Origin of the sequence: Sphingomonas sp. DC4900, assembly GCF_049896485.1 — a bacterium.
Taxonomy (GTDB): domain Bacteria; phylum Pseudomonadota; class Alphaproteobacteria; order Sphingomonadales; family Sphingomonadaceae; genus Sphingomonas; species Sphingomonas aquatilis.
Genome location: NZ_JAFCUK010000004.1, coordinates 221030 through 239525 on the forward strand (window position 1 = coordinate 221030; position 18496 = coordinate 239525).

Genomic DNA, 18496 nt, shown 5'->3' on the forward strand with positions numbered 1-18496 from the left:
AGAGTGGGCAGACAGTCCCCCGCGGTGGCAAGGATCAGAAGAAACCCAGCGCCTTGGGGCTGTAGCTGACCAGCAGGTTCTTGGTCTGCTGATAATGGTCCAGCATCATCTTGTGCGTTTCGCGGCCGATGCCCGACTGTTTGTAGCCGCCGAACGCGGCATGGGCGGGATAGGCGTGGTAGCAATTGGTCCAGACGCGTCCCGCCTGGATCGTGCGGCCGGCACGATAGGCGGTCGTCCCGTCGCGCGACCATACCCCGGCGCCCAGGCCGTAGAGCGTGTCGTTGGCGATCGCCATCGCATCGTCGAAGTCCTTGAACGTGGTCACCGCGACGACGGGGCCGAAGATCTCTTCCTGGAAGACGCGCATCTTGTTGTGCCCTTCCAGGATCGTCGGCGTGACGTAATAGCCTGCGTCCAGTTCGCCGCCGAGCTGTGCGCGGGTGCCGCCGGTCAGCACCTTCGCCCCCTCCGCCTTGCCGATGTCGATGTACGACAGGATCTTTTCGAGCTGGTCGTTCGAGGCCTGCGCGCCGATCATCGTCGATGCGTCCAGCGGGCTGCCCTGCTTGATCGCCTGCACCCGTGCGATCGCCTTCTCCATGAAGCGGTCGTAGATCGATTCGTGGATCAGCGCGCGGCTGGGGCAGGTACACACCTCTCCCTGGTTGAGCGCGAACAAGGCGAAGCCTTCCAGCGCCTTGTCCAGATAATCATCGTCCGCGGCCATCACGTCGGCAAAGAAGATGTTGGGGCTCTTGCCGCCCAGCTCCAGCGTGACGGGAATCAGGTTTTCGGTCGCATATTGCATGATCAGGCGGCCGGTCGTCGTCTCGCCGGTGAAGGCGATCTTGGCGATCCGCTTGTTCTGCGCCAGCGGCTTGCCCGCCTCGACACCGAAGCCGTTGACGACGTTGAGCACGCCCGGCGGCAGCAGGTCGCCGATCACGTCCATCAGCACCATGATCGACATCGGCGTCTGTTCGGCGGGTTTCAACACCACGCAATTGCCCGCGGCGAGCGCCGGCGCAAGCTTCCACACCGCCATCAGCAGCGGGAAATTCCACGGGATGATCTGGCCTACGACGCCCAGCGGCTCGTGGAAGTGATAGGCGACGGTGTCGTGGTCGATCTCGGCGATCGATCCTTCCTGCGCGCGCAAGCAGCCGGCGAAATAGCGGAAATGATCGATCGCGAGCGGCAGGTCGGCGGCGGTGGTTTCGCGGATCGGCTTGCCGTTGTCGATCGTCTCGACCAGCGCGAGCAGCGACAGCCGTTCCTCCATCCGGTCGGCGATCTTCAGCAGGATGCGCGACCGCTCGGTCGCGCTCATCCGGCCCCAGGCGTCCTTCGCCTTGTGCGCGGCGTCGAGCGCCAGTTCGATGTCCTCGGCGGTGCCGCGCGCGACCGAGCAGACGGTCTTGCCGGTGACGGGCGAGGGGTTGTCGAAATACTGGCCCCGCACCGGCGCCACCCAGTCGCCGCCGATGAAATTGTCGTAGCGCGGGCGGATCGCGATCTGCCCTTTCAGCTCGTCAAGCGCCTGTTGCAGCATGGGTCGTCTCCTAGGGGTCGCGCGCCGGCGGTTCTGCCGGTTCGGGCTCGTTGCGATGCCCCACTGTCTGCCTGCCGGGCGCCCCGCGCCATTGCACCAAAGGGCAATTGCCGCTGGCGGCGCGATCCGGGCACCCCGGCCACATTCGGCGTCGGTCCCTGACGGCGCGTACGGGAGAGGAATGTCACCATGTTGAAGCTCGCCATCGTCGGCGCCGCCGCCGCCACCCTCGCTGCTGCCGCGCCGGCCGCCGCGCGCGACATCGTCGTGCAGATGAAGAACGTCGGCACGGGCGGATCGATGGTGTTCGAACCGGCCTTCATCAAGGCGCAGCCCGGCGACACCATCCACTTCAAGCCGACCGACCCCAGCCACAATGCGGAGACGATCCCGACGATCCTGCCCGCCGGTGTCGCGCCGTCCAAGGGTCAGATGAACAAGGAATTCGTCCTGCCGGTCACCACGCCGGGCCTGTACGGCATCAAGTGCATGCCGCATTTTTCGATGGGCATGGTCGCGCTGGTGCAGGTGGGCAACGGCCCGTCGCCCAATCTCGCCGCCGCGCGGGCCGTGAAGCTGCCGCCGTTCGCCGCCAAGCGGATGACGCCGATGCTGGCCCAGGCCAAGTGAGCGCGCGGGAGGAAACGCCGACGTCTGCTGCGCTGATGGTCGCCTATCCCGCGGACGGGGGTGCCGCCTTCGATCGCGAATATTATGTCGCGACGCACCTGCCGCTCGTCCGGCACGCGCTGACGCCGCACGGGCTGACCGGTGTTGCGGGCTATTTTCCCGATCACGTGGGCGACATGCTCGCGGTCGCCATCCTGACCTTCACCGATGCCGCGTCGCGTGACGCGGCGCTGGCGTCGCCCGAGGCGGCGCCGGTGTTCGCCGACATCGCCAATTTCACGACCGCAACGCCGATCCCGATGCCGATGACGGTCGCCTGACGTCGGGGCGGGCCTGGGTTACCCGGTCCGCAGCGTCAGCCCCACCCACACGGTCCGCGGCGTCGCCCGCTCGACGATCGCATTGCCGCTGATCCCCGTTTCGACCCGCGCATCGAAGACGTTTTCCGCGCGGAGCTCGACCCCCAGCGTGCGGGTGAGCGGCAAGGCGGCATAGCCGTCCAGCGTCGTCGCCGGCGCAAGCGAGCGGCTGTTCTGGTCGTCTTCGAACTGGCGGGCGGCGTGCCGCAGCGTCGTCGAGATCGCCGCGCCGCCCTTGCGCCAGCCGAGCGTTGCGGACGTCAGGTCGCGCGGCGTCTGCGCGGGCCGCAACCCGTCGAGCGCCGCCGCAGCACCGCTGGCGACGACGCGGGGATCGACATGCGACCAGGACGCCTGGGCGAACGCCGGCCCGCTCTGCCAGCGGGCGTCCAGCTCCAGGCCGGTCGAGCGGATCGCATCCAGATTGCGGCGCACGCGGTAGATGCCGTTCGCGGCGACGAAGCCGACGCCGGGGAAGGTGCCGGGCCCGCGCCCCGCCGTGACGTTGGCGATCGCGCCGTCCAGCCGGTTCCAGAACACCGTGGCGGCGAATGAGAGGCCGGCACCGGGCGCCAGCGTGACGCCGCCGTCGATCCCGCTCAACCGTTCAGGCTCCAGCGCGGCATTGGCGGCGACCGCATCGGCGCCCACACGGAACGGCCGGTACAGCTCGTTGAGCGTCGGCAGGCGCCAGCCGCGATAGGCGGACGCGCGCAGCGTCACCGGCGCGACCGGCGTGACGGCAATACCGGCCCGCCCGGTCCATTCCGTCCCCCGCCGCTCCGGAAACTTGGCGTTGGTCAGCGGAGCGCCCGTGGCAATCACCGCCTCGCGCAGCGCGCCGTCCGTCAGCCGCCAGCGATCCACCCGCCCGCCGAGTGTCAGTGTCGCGGGTCCGGCGGTCAGGCTCGCGTCGGTGAACAGGCCATAGGTCAGCGCGGTGCCGCCCGCCACGCGCCGCCGCGTGGGCAGCGCGTTGACGTAGGTGTACAGCTCCTGCGTCTGCCCGGAGACGCGTCGCACGTCGGCGCCAAGCCGCAGATCGCGGCCTTCGCCGACCGGGGGCTTCACTTCGATGCGGCCGCCGGTGCCGGTGGCGGGCGTGTTATATTGGTCGAGTGTCTGCGTTGCGGTCGTCCGGGCGGCATCGACGCCGGCGAATTGCGACGCGAAGGCGCGCGTCTGGAGATAGGCGAGCGCGGACCAGCCCCAGTCGCCGCGCCCGATCAGGCGGATGCTGGCGTCGGCGCCCTGGCTGCGGTTGCGGGTGAAGGCCGTCCCGCGTTCGCGCGTGTCGGTGAAGCCAGACAGGTTGGTCTGCAATTCGGTCTGTCCGCCGAGCGCGACCACGCTGCGTGCCGCGGCGGAGAATTGCTCGAACGGGGCTGCGCGATCGGCGGGGCCGCGGCTTTCGGCGACGGTCGGCACAAAGCCGTCACCACGATCGTACGCCGCCGACAACGTGGCGAAGCCGCCGTCACGGCGCAGCAGACCCGATGCGGCAGCGGACAGCGACCGGCGGCTGCCGTACGCGAGGTCTGCGGCAAGCGTGGGTTGGTCGGCGGGATCGGCGCTGTCGATCTCGATCGTGCCGGCGAGCGCGCCGGGTCCGAAATAGCCGCTGCCGCCGCCGCGCGTCACGCGGATCAGGCCGATGCGATCGGTGGCATAGGCGGGGAAGGGCACCCAGCCGCCGAACGGGTCCGCCTGCGGCACGCCATCCAGAACAAGGAGCGCGCGGCTGGACGCATTGCCGCCGATCCCGCGCAGCGACAGCCCCTGGCTGGTCGGATTGGCCGAGCGCGAATCGCTCCGGCGGAACTGCTGCAGCCCCGCGACATCGGCGAGCACCGTTTCCAGCCGACCGCTGGCGCTTTCGCGGATGCGCGCCGCGTCGATCGCGACGACATCCGCCGTGCGATCACCCGGTCGGGCGGGCAGGCCGCGACCGATCACGACGATGTCCTGCGTGGCAGAAGGGTCCGCGGCGGCGCGGTCCTGCGCGGCGGCGGGAAGCGCGGAGGCGCCGCACAGCAACAGAGCGATGGCTCGAACGATCATAACGGCTCCGGATAGGGGGTGATCGGCACCAGCGGGCGGCCCAGGTCGCGCCAGCCATCAGTGCCTTCGGCGAACCAGCGCACCCGCCTATAGCCCGCCCGGCGCAAACGCCACGCCGCATTCCAGCTCATCCAGCAATCCGCCAGACAGAAGACGATCAGCGTGGTGTGCGGTGCGGCGGCATGCAGACGGGCGACGCCGCGAAGGAACCAGCGTTCGACGGCAGGATCGATCGCCCCGCGCCCCGCTTCGGGAAACCAGGCGGCGCCCGCGATACCGCGCTGGTCGCGGGCGAGCCGCCAGTGCCCGTCGGCCGTCCGTACTGCCCCCTCGGCGGGCACGACGTCGATCAGCGTCGCGCGGCCGGCATCGACCAGCGCGGCGACCGCGGCGGCATCGATACGCGCGACCCCGGGCGGCGGCGCCGGCACGACGCCGCGATAGTCGGCGATGCGATAGCCGCTTTGCGCATCGAAGCGCGCATCGGGCGTCGCCGCCGCGGGGGCGATCAGGGCGATAAGGCAGAGGGGCAGGTGGCGTCGCATCGTACCAAGGTGTCATGGTCGCGGACGGGCGACCTGCCTACCGGACTTAGGGATGAGGATCGCATCAGGCTGTTTCGTCACGGCGCTGCTCGCCGCCGTCTCCGCCCCGGCTTCCGCCACGCTGCCGGCCGATCCGCTGGCATCGCCGATGTGGGATTTCGTCGCCGATCAGGCGTTTGGCGCCGGCGCACGCGTCGCCTTCGATCCGCGCGTCAAGGTCCGCTTCCCGGACATCGCCGAAAACCAGCGCGTCTTCCCGGTCGAGGTCGACGCGCGGGGCATCGCCGACGTCAAGCGGATCGTCATTTTGGTCGATCTCAACCCGATCCAGCTGCCGATCGACTATCGGCTGGACGATGCCGAGCCGTTCATCGCGACGCGGATCAAGCTCGATCAACGCACGCCGGTACGCGGGGCGGTGCAACTCGCCGACGGATCGTGGCTGGTGTCGGGCGGCTGGATCGACGCAGCGGGTGGCGGTTGTTCGGCACCGCCGGCCAGCCGGGTCAGCGGCGACTGGGCGCAGCATCTGGGCGAGGTGCGCGGCGGCCTGTGGCGGACCGCGACGGGCCCACGCGCGCAGATCGCCTTCCGTCACCCGATGGACACCGGCTTCGTCGCCAATATCGCGAGCTATTATATCGATCAGCTGGCGCTCACCGGCGCGGATGGCCGGTCGCTCGGCATGGTCGCGATGCAGGCAGCGGTGGCCGAGGACCCGGTGCTGACGCTCTTGCCGCACGCGCGAACGGGCGAAGTGGTGCGCTTCCACGCGCGCGACACCAACGGCATCGACTATCGCGGCACGCTGGCGGATCGCGGCGGTCCCGCCGCATGATCGATCGGCGGACACTGATCGCCGCGGCGAGCGCCGCCCTCGCCGCGCCGGTGCTGGGACAGGCGCTGGCCTATCGCCTGACGCCGCACACGGTCGGGGACGGCATTTGGCTGATCCGCGGGGCCGATGCGCCGATCGCGCGCGACAATGGCGGCGCGATCGCCAACATCACGCTGATCGCCACCGATGCCGGTCCGGTGTTGATCGATGCGGGACCGTCGCTACGCTATGGCGAGGCGTTGCAGGCGCTGGCGAAGACGCTGACGGGCAAGCCGGTGGCGCGCGTCTACCTCACGCATCTCCATCCCGACCACAGCTATGGCGACGCGGCGTTCGCGCCGGCGATCGTCGCGGCGACACCGGGACTGATCGCGACGCTGACGCGCGACGGGCCGGGCTTTGCCGGTGGCATGTACCGCCTGCTGGGCGACTGGATGCGCGGCACCGAGCTGCGCATCCCGGGTCATGTCGTGTCGAGCCCGCAAGAGGTCGTGGGGGGACGGACGTTCCGCATGCTGCCGCTGTCGGGGCACAGCGCCGACGATCTCGCCATCCTCGACGAGGCGACGGGGACGCTGGTGGCGGGCGATCTCGTCTTCCACGATCGCGCGCCCTCGACGCCGCATGCCGAGCTGCCGACGTGGCGGCGGTCGCTCGATAGGCTGAAGGGGGTGGGGCATCGCACCCTGATACCCGGCCATGGCCCGTTCGACCCGACGCCCAATGCCGCCATCGACCAGACTGGCGACTGGATCGACTGGCTCGACGCCGCGCTGCGCCGGGCGGTCGCAGACGGGCTCGACATGGTGGAGGCGGGCGATCTGCCGATCCCGGCCCGGTTCGCGACGCTGGCCGCGGCGCGATACGAATTGCAGCGCTCGGTCGCGCATTTCTATCCGATGCTGGAGCGCACGCTGCTACCGCGGATCGATGCGCGATGACGGGGGTGCGTCCGATGCGCTATGGTCTACTGGCTGCGACCGCGCTGGTCGCGACACCTGCCGCGGCGCAGACGCTTGACCCCGCAGCGCAGGACGGGGGCGAGCCGCTGGTGATCGTCGGCACGCCGCTGGTCGATCCGGGCGAGGATATCGTCGGCTATCCCGCGCAGCACGTGTCCGACGAACAGATCGCGCGCAGCCATGCGCTGGACTTGTCCGACTATCTGCGCCGGCTCGCGGGGGGTGTGTTCGTCAACGAGGTGCAGGGCAACCCGCTGCAACCCGACATCACTTATCGCGGCTTCACCGCATCGCCGCTGCTCGGCACGCCGCAGGGCCTGTCCGTCTACCTCGACGGGATCCGCATGAACCAGCCGTTCGGCGACGTGGTCAGCTGGGATCTGATCCCCACCTCCGCGATCCGATCGACGACGCTGGTGCCGGGCGCGAACCCGCTGTTCGGGCGCAATTCGCTGGGCGGCGCGCTGGTGATCCGCACCAAGGACGGCCGATCCGATCCGGGCATGACCGCCGACATCGGCTATGGCAGTTTCGGCCGCTCGGTCACGCGCGCGACCGTTGGCGGGACGCACAAGCGTTGGCATTGGTTCGCCTCTGCCGATTATTTCCGCGAAAGGGGCTGGCGTGACTATTCGCCCTCGCGCGCTGGCCAGCTGTTCGGCAAGCTCGGCTGGGCCGATGGCGGCACCGATATCGCGCTGTCGGGCAGTGTCGCCGACAGCGACCTCAACGGCAACGGCCTGCAGGAGATGCGGCTGCTCGCGCAGGATTCGGCGAGCGTCTACACGCACCCCGACACGACGCGGAACCGCGGCTGGTACGGCAATGCGACGCTGTCGCAGGAGCTGTCGGACAGTCTGACGCTGTCCGCCAACGCCTTCTACCGTGGCATCCGCACCCGCACGGTCAACGGCGACGTCAACGAAGGCGCGTTGGGCGAGAACCTGTACCAACCCAATGCCGCAGAGCGCGCCGCTCTGGCGACGGCGGGCTATTCGGGCGTCCCCACGGCTGGCGAAACGCAGGCGAACACGCCGTTTCCGCGCTGGCGCTGCATTGCCAACGTGCTGCTGAACAGCGAGCCGAACGAGAAGTGCAACGGCTTGGTCAACCGCACCGCGACCCGGCAGCGCGAATGGGGCGCGACGGCAGAGCTGACGTGGACCGCCGGCGCCAATCGGTTGACGCTGGGAGCGGCCTATGTCGATGGGCATGCCGACTTCACCCAGTCGTCGCAATTCGGCTATCTGACCCCCGATCGTGGCGTGGTCGCGGTGACGGGACCGGGCGCCTTCGCCGACGGGACGCAGGCGTCGGAAAATGCGTTCGACGTGCGCGTCGATCTGTCCGCAGGCACCCGTGTCGTCAGTCTCTACGCGCTCGACGGGCTGGACGTCACGCCGACGGTCCATGTCGATCTGTCGGGTCGTTTCGACCGGACGATCGTGCGCAACCGCGACCGGATCACACCGGGCGGTGGCACGGGATCGCTGGATGGCGATCACCGCTTCCAGCGCTTCAATCCCGCAGTCGCGCTGCGTTGGACTCCGCTGGCGCCGGTGGCAATCGATCTGGCGGTTGCCCGGACCAGCCGCGCGCCGTCCGCGATCGAACTCGGTTGCGCCGATCCGCGCAGCCCGTGCCGTCTGCCGAATGCGCTCGCCGGCGACCCGCCGCTCGCGCAGGTCGTCGCGCAGACGGTGGAGGGCGGGGTGACGCTGACGCACGGCACCGTCCGGCTGAGGGCGGGCGCGTTCCGCACCGTCAGCCGCGACGACATCCTGTTCGTCGCCAGCGACCAGACCGGCTTCGGCTATTTCCGCAACTTCGGCCGCACCCGGCGGCAGGGCGCGGACCTCGATCTGTCGGCACGGCTCGGTGCGATCGGGCTGTCGGCGCATTACACGTTGCTAGACGCGACCTATCGCAGCGCGGAAACGGTCGGCGGCGCCGGCAATAGTAGCAACGACGGCCCCGCACCGGGCTTCGAGGGTACGATCGCCATCGCGCGCGGCGACCGCATTCCGTTGATCCCGCGTCACCTGCTCAAAGGCGCCGTGACGGTCGATGCCACACGCTGGCTGACGCTCTCCGCGGACGTCGTCGCCAGCGCGGGCGTGATCGCGCGCGGCAACGAGAATGGCGCGCATCGGCCCGACGGCGTCTATTATCTGGGGGAGGGGCGCACCCGCCCCTATGCGGTGGCCAATGCCGCGGCAGAGGTGCGACCGGGCAGGGGCATCACGCTCTACGTCCAAGTGAGCAACGTGTTCGACAAACGCTACACGACCGCGGCGCAGCTTGGCGCGACCGCCTTCGACGCGGCCGGCCGGTTCGTCGCGCGGCCCTTTGCCGGGCCGGTGATCGACGGCGAACGGCCATTGCTGCACTCGTCGTTTCAGGCGCCCGGCGCGCCGCGCTCGGCGCAGTTCGGCATGCGGCTGGGCTTCTGAACGGGCAACGCCGCGCGGATGCGATCCCATCGCGTCCCGCGCGGCGCCGCCGGTCATCAGCCGCCGAAATGCACCGTCCCGGTCAGCCCCCACGTGCGGGGCTTGGCGTAGACGCCGGCAACCGTCCCGTCGAACAGCGTGTTGTCATAGCCGTAGACGCGATAACGCTCGGAAAACAGGTTGTTGACGAACAGAGCGATGTCCCAGCGGTCCGCCGGGCCGGCAAAGCCGATGCGCGCATTGGCGACCGTGTACGCCCGCTCCCGCTCGACCGGCGCGCACAACACCGTGAAGCAGAAGCTGCTCGAATGCTGCGCATCCGCCTGCAGCGAGGCGGTGCCACCCGCGACCGCGAACTCGTATCGCGCCAGCAGGTTGCCCGAAAAGCTTGGCGCCTGCGGCAGGCGATGGTCTTCCACGGTGACCAGATCGGGCAGCTCGACGTTGCGGACCTTCGTGTCGAGGAACGACGCATTGGCCTGTAGCGTCAGGCCCCGGATCGGGCGCGTCGCGAACTCGACCTCCAGTCCCGCCGATTTTGCGGGCAGGTTCACGACCGTCTGCACCGTCGAATATTGGGCGAAGGCCTGATAATTCTTATAATCGTAGTAGAAGGCCGACAGGTTCAGCGTCGTGCCCGGTGCAAGCCGCGTCTTGGCGCCGACTTCCCAGGCGTTGAGCGTTTCTGGCCGATAGTTGATGCCGTTCAGCGCTGCCGCCTCCGATCCGGGGAAGGGCGTGCCCGTCGAGAAGGTGAAGCCACCGCTCTTCGACCCGCGGTTATAGCTCGCATACAGCAGCACGTGGTCGGTCGGCTTGTAGTTGATCAGCGCACGCGCGGTGACCCCGTCGAACACGGGGGTGGCATCGGCCGGCGTCGCGGTGATGCCGGTCCGCGGTTGGATCACGCCGAACGAGCCATAGGCGACCTGGCGCGGGTTGAAGATGATCGACACGCCGGTGCTGGGTTCCGACCCGAAATAGCGGCCGGTCTTGCGATCGTTCCAATAGCGCAGGCCACCGACCAGCGTCACGCGATCGGCAACCTTCCATTCGTTCTGCACGAAGAAGGCGTAGGACCGCGTGTTCTGCGAAAAGGCGACGGTGGGGTCGTAGCCGTAGAAGAGCGAGGCGTATTTGCCGGTGTAATTGCCGTCGATCGACATGGCGAAGGCGCCGGCCGTCAGCTGATTGGCGCCCAGATCGGCCTGCAGGCGGACTTCCTGCGACCATTGGTCGATCCGCGAACCTTGCGTGAAGTACACGCCGCTGGCGGGCGAGGAATCGCCGTCTTCGGTGTAGAATTTGTCGCCGTGCTGGTAATCGGTGATCGTGACCAGCGTCACCGCATCCGAGACGCGTGCCTGGATCTTCAGGTCCGCACCGAAGACCTTGCGATCGACATAGCTGGGATCGGTCGCCGCCGTCTTGTACGGATCGCCGCCGCGTGCGGGATTGATCGCGTCGTTGCGATAGCCCGCGCCCGTTTCGCCCGGGCCGGTCCCCCAATAGGCGCAGTTGCGATCGGGGGCCAGCACCTCGCCTTGCAGCCGGGCATTGGGACAGCTCGCGACCAGCGAATACAGGCCGGCCTGCCGTTCCTTGTCGGCGCGCATGTAGCGGAGCGTCAGCGTCGATTCGATATCCGCATTGGGCTGCCATGCCACGATGCCGCGCAAGGCCCAGTGATTGTTGGCGCCGCGTGCAGGCGCGCCCGGGTTGATATTCCGGATGTACCCCTTGTCCCGGTTGCGGGTGCCCGCGACGCGGACCTGGAGATTGTCGGTCAGCGGCCCCGACACGGCGCCTTCGGTGATGATCTGCCCATAGCTTCCGACCGTGACGGAGCCGTAGCCGTCCAGCTCGCGGGTCGGCTGGTTCGAGATGAACTGCACCGCGCCGCCGGTCGCGTTGCGGCCGAACAGCGTCCCCTGCGGCCCACGCAGCACCTCGACCCGTGCGAGGTCGAAGGTCGGGAAGCTGGCGAGGTTGATCGAGCTGGAATAGCTGTCGTCCTGATAGACGGCGACGGGCGGCTCCTGCTGGTCGCCATAATCGTTCTGCGACACGCCGCGAATGTTGAACACCACCTGCGAGCTGGAATAGGCGTTCATCTTCAATTCCGGCACAGCGCGCGTCAGATCCGTCGCAGTCTGCACGTTCATGTCGCGCAGCGAATCCGCCGTCATCACCGATACGGCGATACCGACATCCTGAAGTTTTTGTTCACGCCGTTGGGCCGTGACGACGATGTCGTCCGAGTCTTTGGCCTGATCCTTGGAGTGTTCCTCGGAGTGTTCCTTGTCCTGCGCGGCAGCGATCGGGGACCATGCCAAGACGGCACATGTCGTAACCGTAGACAGCAACAGGCGGCGAAGATCGCCCGAACGGTGTTCGCGATGCATGGAATGACCCCCCTTTTGGTGTGGCGGGCATCACGACTGGGGAAAGGTCAATCGTGACACCGGCACGTCGATAGTCCGCCTCTCCCCGATCTTTATCGACGACTATCCTGCGACGATGCGATGGAACGGATTGAATGGATTCGACAGTAACACAGTATAGATGCGACATCGCTGGCGGGGGCCGCGCAGTCAGTCGTTGCTGCAATGCTCATATAGGAGGAATGTTACTGAAGTGAGGACGGAGAGAATAAAAATTGCTCAGTAAAACCGAAAAACGAGGTTTGAATATGCTGGTATATACCGGGCGTTAAGTGATTTGTATTTGATAAGTCCGGACTTTTGTTGCCCTTCGCCGAAGGCTGGGCCTATGCGTCACGGCTCCTCTGACGTTCGTTTGTGGCGTCGCGCCGTCGTGCGGTTCCTGCCGTCATGATGGGGTCCCGGGGCGGTCGATGGCCTCCCTCTGGCCCGTCGCAATCGCAATAAATTGCTGTGTCCTCGCGGGCTTAGGTCGCTGAGCACGGGCAATGACAGGGGCGATTGCTCACGCTCCGCGGGTTGGCGTCGCGGCATATTCCGCGCCGTTGGGGCGCCTCAGCCTTTAGTCGTTGAATAATCGATCAATTAATATCAAAACGTGGACGCTTAGCTATTCGCAGCCAGTCGGCGCGAGGCATGCCGATCCGCAGCCGCTCAAGGCTTCATAACGCGCTCTTATGCTCATCATGCATACTGCTGATTGATCGTTCAACCGAACAAGGCATCTTGCAATAATTGTGTCACCGGCGAAGATTTGAACGCCGAATCCGGCCGTACTGGACCTTCATGGGAGCAGGTGCGGAATGCGAAATGCCGTTGCGTGCCGCCTGCGACGATGCGGGCAGACCAGTCATCAGTCCATAGCCGGCAGCGCGCCGGACACCGAGACGTCGCGAACGATCGACGGCTGGAGCCATCGCGGCTCGGTCCGCCGGCGCTTCCGCGTCCGGTCGTGGACCGGCAATGTCGCACGCATGGGCGGACGGGTGATGTCTTTCGGGTGGCAGAGAGGTGCCGTCGGCGCGTGACGCGCCGGTCGCAGGACTCTGGTCCGTACAAAATCAAAAGGGGGCGGCGGAATGGCGGACGAGGTGATGATCGCGGAACCGTGCGACGGCAGGGTCGCTGCCCGGCATGCCACAGGCGTTTCGTCGCGCCCCACGCTGCTGCGTGCGCTGGATTGGCGGGGGGCGTTCTGGGCGATCAGCGGCGTTCCGGCCGGGGTGCTGCTGACGATGGGCGGCGTTTCCACCGTGGTCGGGCAGGCGTCCTGGGCGGTCTGGATCGTCTCGGTGCTGATCGGCTTCCTGCAATGCTTCGTCTATGCCGAAATTGCGGGCCTGTATCCCGACAAGTCTGGCGGCGCCTCGGTATATGGCGCGGCGGCCTGGATCAAATACAGCAAGTTCGTCGCGCCCGTGTCCGTCTGGTGCAATTGGCTCGCCTGGTCTCCGGTCCTCGCGTTGGGTACGGGGCTGGCCGCCGGTTACGTCCTGACCAGCCTGTTCCCGGCGGATGCGGCGATCAATACGTGGCACCTCACGCTGCTCGATCTGAGCGCCGTAAAACCCGGGCTGACGCTGCGGATCAATGCGGTCGCGATCATCGCCGCCGGGTTTTTGCTCATGACCTTCCTGTTGCAGCACCAAGGCGCGGCGCGCGCGGCCGGCACGCAAAAGGTGCTGGCGCTCGTCTGCCTCTGCCCGTTGCTGCTGGTTGGGCTGGTGCCGATCGTGACGGGCGATCTGCCGTCCGACCATCTGTTTCCGCTGCTGCCGATCGTGCGCGATGCGGCGGGCCATATCGGCTTCGGCAGCTGGAATGCCGCCGGGCTGACGTTGCTGGCGGCGGGCCTGTTCGGGGCCGGCTGGTCGACCTACGGCTTCGAAGGCGCGGTCTGCTACGTGCGCGAATTCAAGGACCCCGCCCGCGACACCTATAAGGCGATCATCTCGGCGGGGTTGCTGTGTCTGGCGGTCTTCACGCTCGTTCCTTTGGCATTCCAGGCCTCGCTGGGGCTCAGCGGCATGACGAACCCCGCCATCTATGACGGGACGGGCGTGGCACTGGCACTGGCGAGCATCGTCAAGGGCGGGGTGATCGTCACCAACCTGTTCATTGCGATGTTCATTCTGGCGCTGCTGCTGATCGTCATGTCGTCGATGATGGGATCGTCGCGCACGCTGTATCAGGCCTCGGTCGACGGCTGGCTGCCGCGGTATCTGTCGCGGGTCAATCGCCACGGTGCGCCGACCGCGGCGATGTGGACCGATCTGGCCTTCAACCTGATCCTGCTGATGATGTCGGACTATTTCATGGTCCTGATGCTCTCCAACGTCTGCTACATGATCTTCATCTTCCTCAACCTGCAGGCGGGCTGGATCCACCGCATCGACCGGCCGCACTGGCCGCGCCCGTTCCGTGCGCCGACCTGGCTGCTCGGCGTGGGTGCCGCTTTGGGCTTCGTCAATCTGGTGCTGCTCGGCGCGGGGGCGGAGGTGTGGGGGCCCGGCACCTTGCGCAACGGCCTCATCGCCGCGGCCCTGATCCTGCCGGTGTTCGTCTTCCGCCACTATATCCAGGACGGCGGCCGGTTTCCCGCCGCCGCGCAACCCGAGGAGGCGCGACTGCCCGATCCGCCGCGCGCCGGCATCCTGCCCTTCGCCGCGCTGGCGCTCGCCGCGGTGGTGATCGGGGTGTCGCACCACCTGTCAGTGCTGCCGGGGTGACATGACTGTCCCATGCCGCTGCGTCAGCGCCCAGATAGATGCCACGTCACGATACGGGCATTGACTGGTCGTTCAACACAGGCTCACATTGTAGATGGCGGCGTCTTCTTTGAATCACAGCACGCTTGTGGCTACGCCGCTCCAACATTGAACGTCTGATCAGGACCCGTTGCTTATGCCCCGTTCCTCGCCGATCGCTGACGATGGCCGCGCCAGACAGCTCGTCGAAATGACGATCGACAGTCTGTCCGAAGTAGGGTTCGTCGGCACGACGCTGATCCAGATCGCGGGGCGAGCGGGCGTGTCGCCAGGGCTGGTGGCGCATTACTTCGGCGACAAGGAAGGGCTGCTGGAGGCAGCGTTCCGCCTGCTCCTGTCGCGCCTCGGCGCACGGCTGCGCCTGCGTCTCGCGCAGGCGGAGGGGCCGCGCGAGCGTCTGCAGGCGGTGATCGACACGAACCTGGCGCCCGAAGAGCTCGACGGCACGACCAGCAAGGTCTGGCTGGCCTTTTGGGGACACGTCCGGCACCAGCCGCGCCTGTTCCGCATCCAGCACGTCTATCAGCGCCGCATGCTGTCCAACCTGCGCCATCCGCTCCGCGCGCTGGTGCCGGCCGAGGAAGCGCCCGCGCTCGCGGCGACGATCGCGGCGATGATCGATGGCGTATGGCTGCGCGGCGCGCTGTCGGGGTGGAGCGAGATCGACGGCGATAGCGCACGCCATTTGCTGGGATCGTTCGTCGATAGCCGCCTCGCCGCAATGCCGGTTGCCGCGCCGCCGCGCCGCGAGATCGTGCCGTGCAATCCCGCGACGGGAGAGGCGCTTGCGCGCATCGCGGTGACGGACACGCCTGCGCTGGAGGCTGCCATCGCCCGCGCCCGCGCCGCGCAACCGGGATGGGCGGCACTGGCGCCGCGCGAGCGCGGCCGCATCCTGCGCCGTGCCGCGGACATCCTGCGCGAGCGCAACGTCGAACTGGCGCGGATCGAAACGCTCAACACGGGCAAACCCGTGCAGGAGACAGAGGCGGTCGACGTCCTGTCCGGTGCCGATTGCCTGGAATATTATGCCGGCGTCGCCGCCACGGTGGCGGGGCAGCATCTGGATCTGGGCGCGGAAGCGTTCGGCTATACCCGGCGCGAGCCGCTGGGCGTCGTCGCCGGCATCGGCGCGTGGAACTATCCGTTGCAGATCGCCTGCTGGAAGGCGGCGCCCGCGCTGGCGTGCGGCAATGCGATGATCTTCAAGCCCGCCGAACAGACCCCGTTGACCGCAGCAGCGCTGGAGTCGGTGTTCCGCGACGCAGGGTTGCCGGATGGCATATTCCAGGTCGTGCAGGGCTACGGCCCGCTCGGCCGCGCGCTCGTCACCCATAAGGACATCGCCAAGGTCTCGCTGACCGGATCGGTGCCGACGGGGCGGGCGGTGATGGCGGCGGCCGCGCCGGGGCTGAAGGCGGTGACGCTGGAACTGGGCGGTAAGTCGCCGCTGATCGTGTTCGAGGATGCCGCGCTCGACAATGCGGTGTCCGGCGCGATGCTCGCCAATTTCTATTCCACCGGTCAGGTCTGTTCGAACGGCACCCGCGTGTTCGTCCATCGATCGGTGCTGAACGATTTTCTGGAGCGGCTGGCGGCGCGCACCGCGCGACTCGTCGTCGGCGATCCGCTCGATCCCGCCACGCAGATCGGGCCCCTGGTGTCCGAGACGCAGATGAACATCGTGCTCGGCCATATCGAGCGCGCCCGGCGCGAGGGCGTGCGGCTGCTGGCGGGCGGCAATCGGCTGACCGATGGTGATCTGGCGCGCGGCTGGTTCGTCGCGCCGACGATCTTCGTCGCGCAGGACGACCGCGCCTCGATCGTGCGTGACGAGGTGTTCGGCCCGGTGATGACGGTGCTGCCGTTCGACGACGAGGACGAGGTCGTCGCCCGCGCCAATGCGACCGAATTCGGGCTCGCCGCGGGCGTCTTCACCGCCGACATCACGCGGGCGCATCGCGTGATCGCGCGGCTGGAGGCTGGGACGTGCTGGATCAACCAGTACAACATCACCCCGATCGAGCTTCCGTTCGGCGGCTACAAGGCGTCCGGCATCGGTCGCGAAAACGGGCTGGCCGCCATCGAACATTATACCCGTCTGAAGAGCGTCTATGTCGCGATGGCCGACATCGACTGCCCCTATTGAGGTAGCGCTGATGACCGACAGCTTCGATTACATCATCGTCGGCGCCGGATCGGCGGGGTGCGTGCTCGCCGCGCGATTGACCGAGGATGGACGGCATAGCGTGCTGGTGCTCGAACAGGGCGGGTCCGATCGCTCGGTCTTCATTCAGATGCCCAGCGCGCTGTCGATCCCGATGAACATGGCGCGCTACAATTGGCAATATGAGACGGAGCCGGAACCGCATCTGGGCGGTCGACGGATGCATACGCCGCGCGGCAAGGTGATCGGCGGTTCGTCCTCGATCAACGGCATGGTCTATGTGCGCGGCAATCCCGCCGATTTCGATCGATGGGAAGGGGAAGGCGCGACCGGCTGGGGCTATCGCCACGTACTGCCCTATTTTCGGCGCGCGGAGACGCGGCAGGAAGGCGGTGACGCCTGGCGCGGCGACGCCGGGCCGCTCCACACGCAATATGGCCAATTGGCCAATCCGCTATACCGCGCCTTCATCGATGCCGCGCGCGAAGCGGGCTATCCCGAAACGGCGGACATCAACGGCTACCAGCAGGAAGGCTTCGGCCGGATGGACATGACCGTCCATCGCGGACGCCGCTGGAGCGCCGCCAGTGCCTATCTCAAACCGGCGATGCGCCGCCCGAACCTGACCGTGGTGACCCATGCGCTGGCCAGCCGCATCGTCCTCGACGGGCGACGGGCGACGGGGATCGTCTATCGCCGCAACGGCGTGGAGACGGTCGTCCACGCCCGGCGCGAGGTGATCCTGGCGGGCGGGCCGATCAATTCGCCGCAACTGCTGAAGCTGTCGGGGATCGGCCCGGCCGACGAATTGCGCGCGCTTGGGATTACACCGGTCCATCATCTTCCGGGCGTTGGCGAGAATTTGCAGGACCATCTGGAATTCTATTTCCAGATCGAATCCAAACTGCCGATCACCCTCTACCCGGCGATGCATCCGCTGCGAAAGGCGCTGATCGGCGCGCGCTGGCTGTTCGGGAAAAGCGGGTTGGGCGCGACCAATCATTTCGAAAGCTGCGGTTTCATCCGCAGCCGTGCCGGGGTCGCCTATCCGGACATCCAATATCACTTCCTGCCGCTGGCGGTAAGCTACGACGGGTCGTCGCTCGCGACCGGCCACGGCTTCCAGGCGCATGTCGGGCCGATGCGATCGAAGAGCCGCGGGCATGTCCGCCTGCGCAGCGCCGATCCGGCGGAGAAGCCCTCGATCCGCTTCAACTATATGAGCCATCCGGACGATTGGACCGAGATGCGCGCATGCGTGCGCCTGACGCGCGAGATCTTCGCCCAGCCGGCGATGGCGCCCTACGCCGGGCGCGAGATCCAGCCCGGTGCGGACGTCACCGACGACGCGGCGATCGACGCCTTCGTCCGCACGCACGTCGAAAGCGCCTATCATCCGTCCTGCTCCTGCGCGATGGGCGAGGCGTCGAACGCGATGGCGGTGGTCGACCCGATGCTGCGGGTGCATGGCATCGAGGGCCTGCGCGTCGTCGATTCCTCGGTGATGCCGTCGATCACGACCGGTAACCTCAACGCGCCGACGATCATGATCGGCGAGAAGGCAGCCGATCACATCCTGGGGCGTCCGGCGCTGTCCGCCTCGAACGCGGAATATTACCGCTCCAAGGGATGGGAAGCGCGGCAGCGCTAGGCATAAGCCACATCGCGTGAGACGGACCCCATCGCAACCGGGCGTCGGGATCGTACGGGATCG

At 67.5% G+C, this 18496-nt stretch carries 12 protein-coding genes; 8 read left to right on the forward strand and 4 right to left on the reverse strand.

Annotation, left to right across the window (positions count from 1 at the left end; genetic code table 11):
• Positions 1–34 precede the first annotated feature (34 nt).
• The gene (gene adh / locus ACP690_RS07530) at positions 35–1555 is read right to left on the reverse strand and encodes an aldehyde dehydrogenase (protein WP_043059689.1); all 1521 of its coding nucleotides are present in this window, start codon (positions 1553–1555) and stop codon (positions 35–37) included.
• Between the two features lie 189 nt (positions 1556–1744).
• On the opposite strand from adh, the gene ACP690_RS07535 reads away from it, so the two are divergent.
• The gene (locus tag ACP690_RS07535; RefSeq protein WP_426260664.1) at positions 1745–2185 is read left to right on the forward strand and encodes a pseudoazurin; all 441 of its coding nucleotides are present in this window, start codon (positions 1745–1747) and stop codon (positions 2183–2185) included.
• Positions 2182–2505, forward strand: coding sequence for an EthD family reductase (locus ACP690_RS07540; protein ID WP_426260665.1), 324 nt, complete (start codon positions 2182–2184; stop codon positions 2503–2505). Before ACP690_RS07535 ends, ACP690_RS07540 begins: the two co-directional genes overlap by 4 nt.
• An 18-nt stretch (positions 2506–2523) precedes the next feature.
• Here the strand turns inward: ACP690_RS07540 and ACP690_RS07545 are convergent, their stop codons facing one another.
• Positions 2524–4605 carry a TonB-dependent receptor gene (locus ACP690_RS07545; protein ID WP_426260666.1) on the reverse strand — a complete coding sequence of 694 codons (2082 nt, stop codon included), beginning with the start codon at positions 4603–4605 and terminating at the stop codon, positions 2524–2526.
• Positions 4602–5150 (reverse strand): rhodanese-like domain-containing protein, encoded by a 549-nt coding sequence (locus tag ACP690_RS07550; RefSeq protein ID WP_426260667.1) that lies wholly within the window; start codon positions 5148–5150, stop codon positions 4602–4604. Before ACP690_RS07550 ends, ACP690_RS07545 begins: the two co-directional genes overlap by 4 nt.
• A 52-nt stretch (positions 5151–5202) precedes the next feature.
• Between ACP690_RS07550 and ACP690_RS07555 the strand changes: the two genes are divergently transcribed.
• From ACP690_RS07555 to ACP690_RS07565, 3 genes are read left to right on the forward strand one after another with little or no spacing between them, the layout of a single operon-like run.
• Positions 5203–5988: a quinoprotein dehydrogenase-associated SoxYZ-like carrier gene (locus ACP690_RS07555; RefSeq protein WP_426260668.1), complete on the forward strand. Its 786-nt coding sequence runs from the start codon at positions 5203–5205 to the stop codon at positions 5986–5988.
• On the forward strand, positions 5985–6929 hold the full coding sequence (locus ACP690_RS07560) for a quinoprotein relay system zinc metallohydrolase 1 (protein WP_426260669.1): 945 nt from the start codon (positions 5985–5987) through the stop codon (positions 6927–6929). The genes ACP690_RS07555 and ACP690_RS07560 overlap by 4 nt, the downstream gene beginning before the upstream one ends.
• A gap of 14 nt (positions 6930–6943) precedes the next feature.
• A complete protein-coding gene (locus ACP690_RS07565) occupies positions 6944–9403 on the forward strand; it encodes a TonB-dependent receptor (protein ID WP_426260670.1) in 2460 nt (819 codons plus the stop codon).
• 56 nt (positions 9404–9459) lie between these two features.
• On the opposite strand, the gene ACP690_RS07570 is transcribed toward ACP690_RS07565, so the two are convergent.
• Entirely contained in the window at positions 9460–11739 is a 2280-nt protein-coding gene (locus tag ACP690_RS07570; RefSeq protein ID WP_426260671.1) for a TonB-dependent receptor, read from the reverse strand.
• A 1187-nt stretch (positions 11740–12926) separates the two neighbouring features.
• Between ACP690_RS07570 and ACP690_RS07575 the strand changes: the two genes are divergently transcribed.
• The 3 genes from ACP690_RS07575 to betA all read left to right on the forward strand — a co-directional run bounded on the left by ACP690_RS07575 (position 12927) and on the right by betA (position 18433).
• Complete coding sequence (locus ACP690_RS07575; RefSeq protein ID WP_426260672.1) at positions 12927–14576, forward strand: APC family permease; 1650 nt, start codon at positions 12927–12929, stop codon at positions 14574–14576.
• A gap of 175 nt (positions 14577–14751) precedes the next feature.
• Complete coding sequence (gene betB, locus ACP690_RS07580) at positions 14752–16764, forward strand: betaine-aldehyde dehydrogenase (protein WP_426260673.1); 2013 nt, start codon at positions 14752–14754, stop codon at positions 16762–16764.
• 10 nt (positions 16765–16774) lie between these two features.
• Positions 16775–18433 (forward strand): choline dehydrogenase, encoded by a 1659-nt coding sequence (gene betA / locus ACP690_RS07585; protein ID WP_426260674.1) that lies wholly within the window; start codon positions 16775–16777, stop codon positions 18431–18433.
• The last annotated feature ends 63 nt before the right edge of the window (positions 18434–18496 follow it).

Bases quoted from the DNA above. Each gene is read 5' to 3' on its own strand.
- adh (WP_043059689.1), bottom strand. From the start codon at position 1,555: ATGCTGCAACAGGCGCTTGACGAGCTGAAAGGGCAGATCGCGATCCGC.
- ACP690_RS07535 (WP_426260664.1), top strand. From the start codon at position 1,745: ATGTTGAAGCTCGCCATCGTCGGCGCCGCCGCCGCCACCCTCGCTGCT.
- ACP690_RS07545 (WP_426260666.1), bottom strand. From the start codon at position 4,605: ATGATCGTTCGAGCCATCGCTCTGTTGCTGTGCGGCGCCTCCGCGCTT.
- ACP690_RS07550 (WP_426260667.1), bottom strand. From the start codon at position 5,150: ATGCGACGCCACCTGCCCCTCTGCCTTATCGCCCTGATCGCCCCCGCG.
- ACP690_RS07555 (WP_426260668.1), top strand. From the start codon at position 5,203: ATGAGGATCGCATCAGGCTGTTTCGTCACGGCGCTGCTCGCCGCCGTC.
- ACP690_RS07560 (WP_426260669.1), top strand. From the start codon at position 5,985: ATGATCGATCGGCGGACACTGATCGCCGCGGCGAGCGCCGCCCTCGCC.
- ACP690_RS07565 (WP_426260670.1), top strand. From the start codon at position 6,944: ATGCGCTATGGTCTACTGGCTGCGACCGCGCTGGTCGCGACACCTGCC.
- ACP690_RS07575 (WP_426260672.1), top strand. From the start codon at position 12,927: ATGGCGGACGAGGTGATGATCGCGGAACCGTGCGACGGCAGGGTCGCT.
- betB (WP_426260673.1), top strand. From the start codon at position 14,752: ATGCCCCGTTCCTCGCCGATCGCTGACGATGGCCGCGCCAGACAGCTC.
- betA (WP_426260674.1), top strand. From the start codon at position 16,775: ATGACCGACAGCTTCGATTACATCATCGTCGGCGCCGGATCGGCGGGG.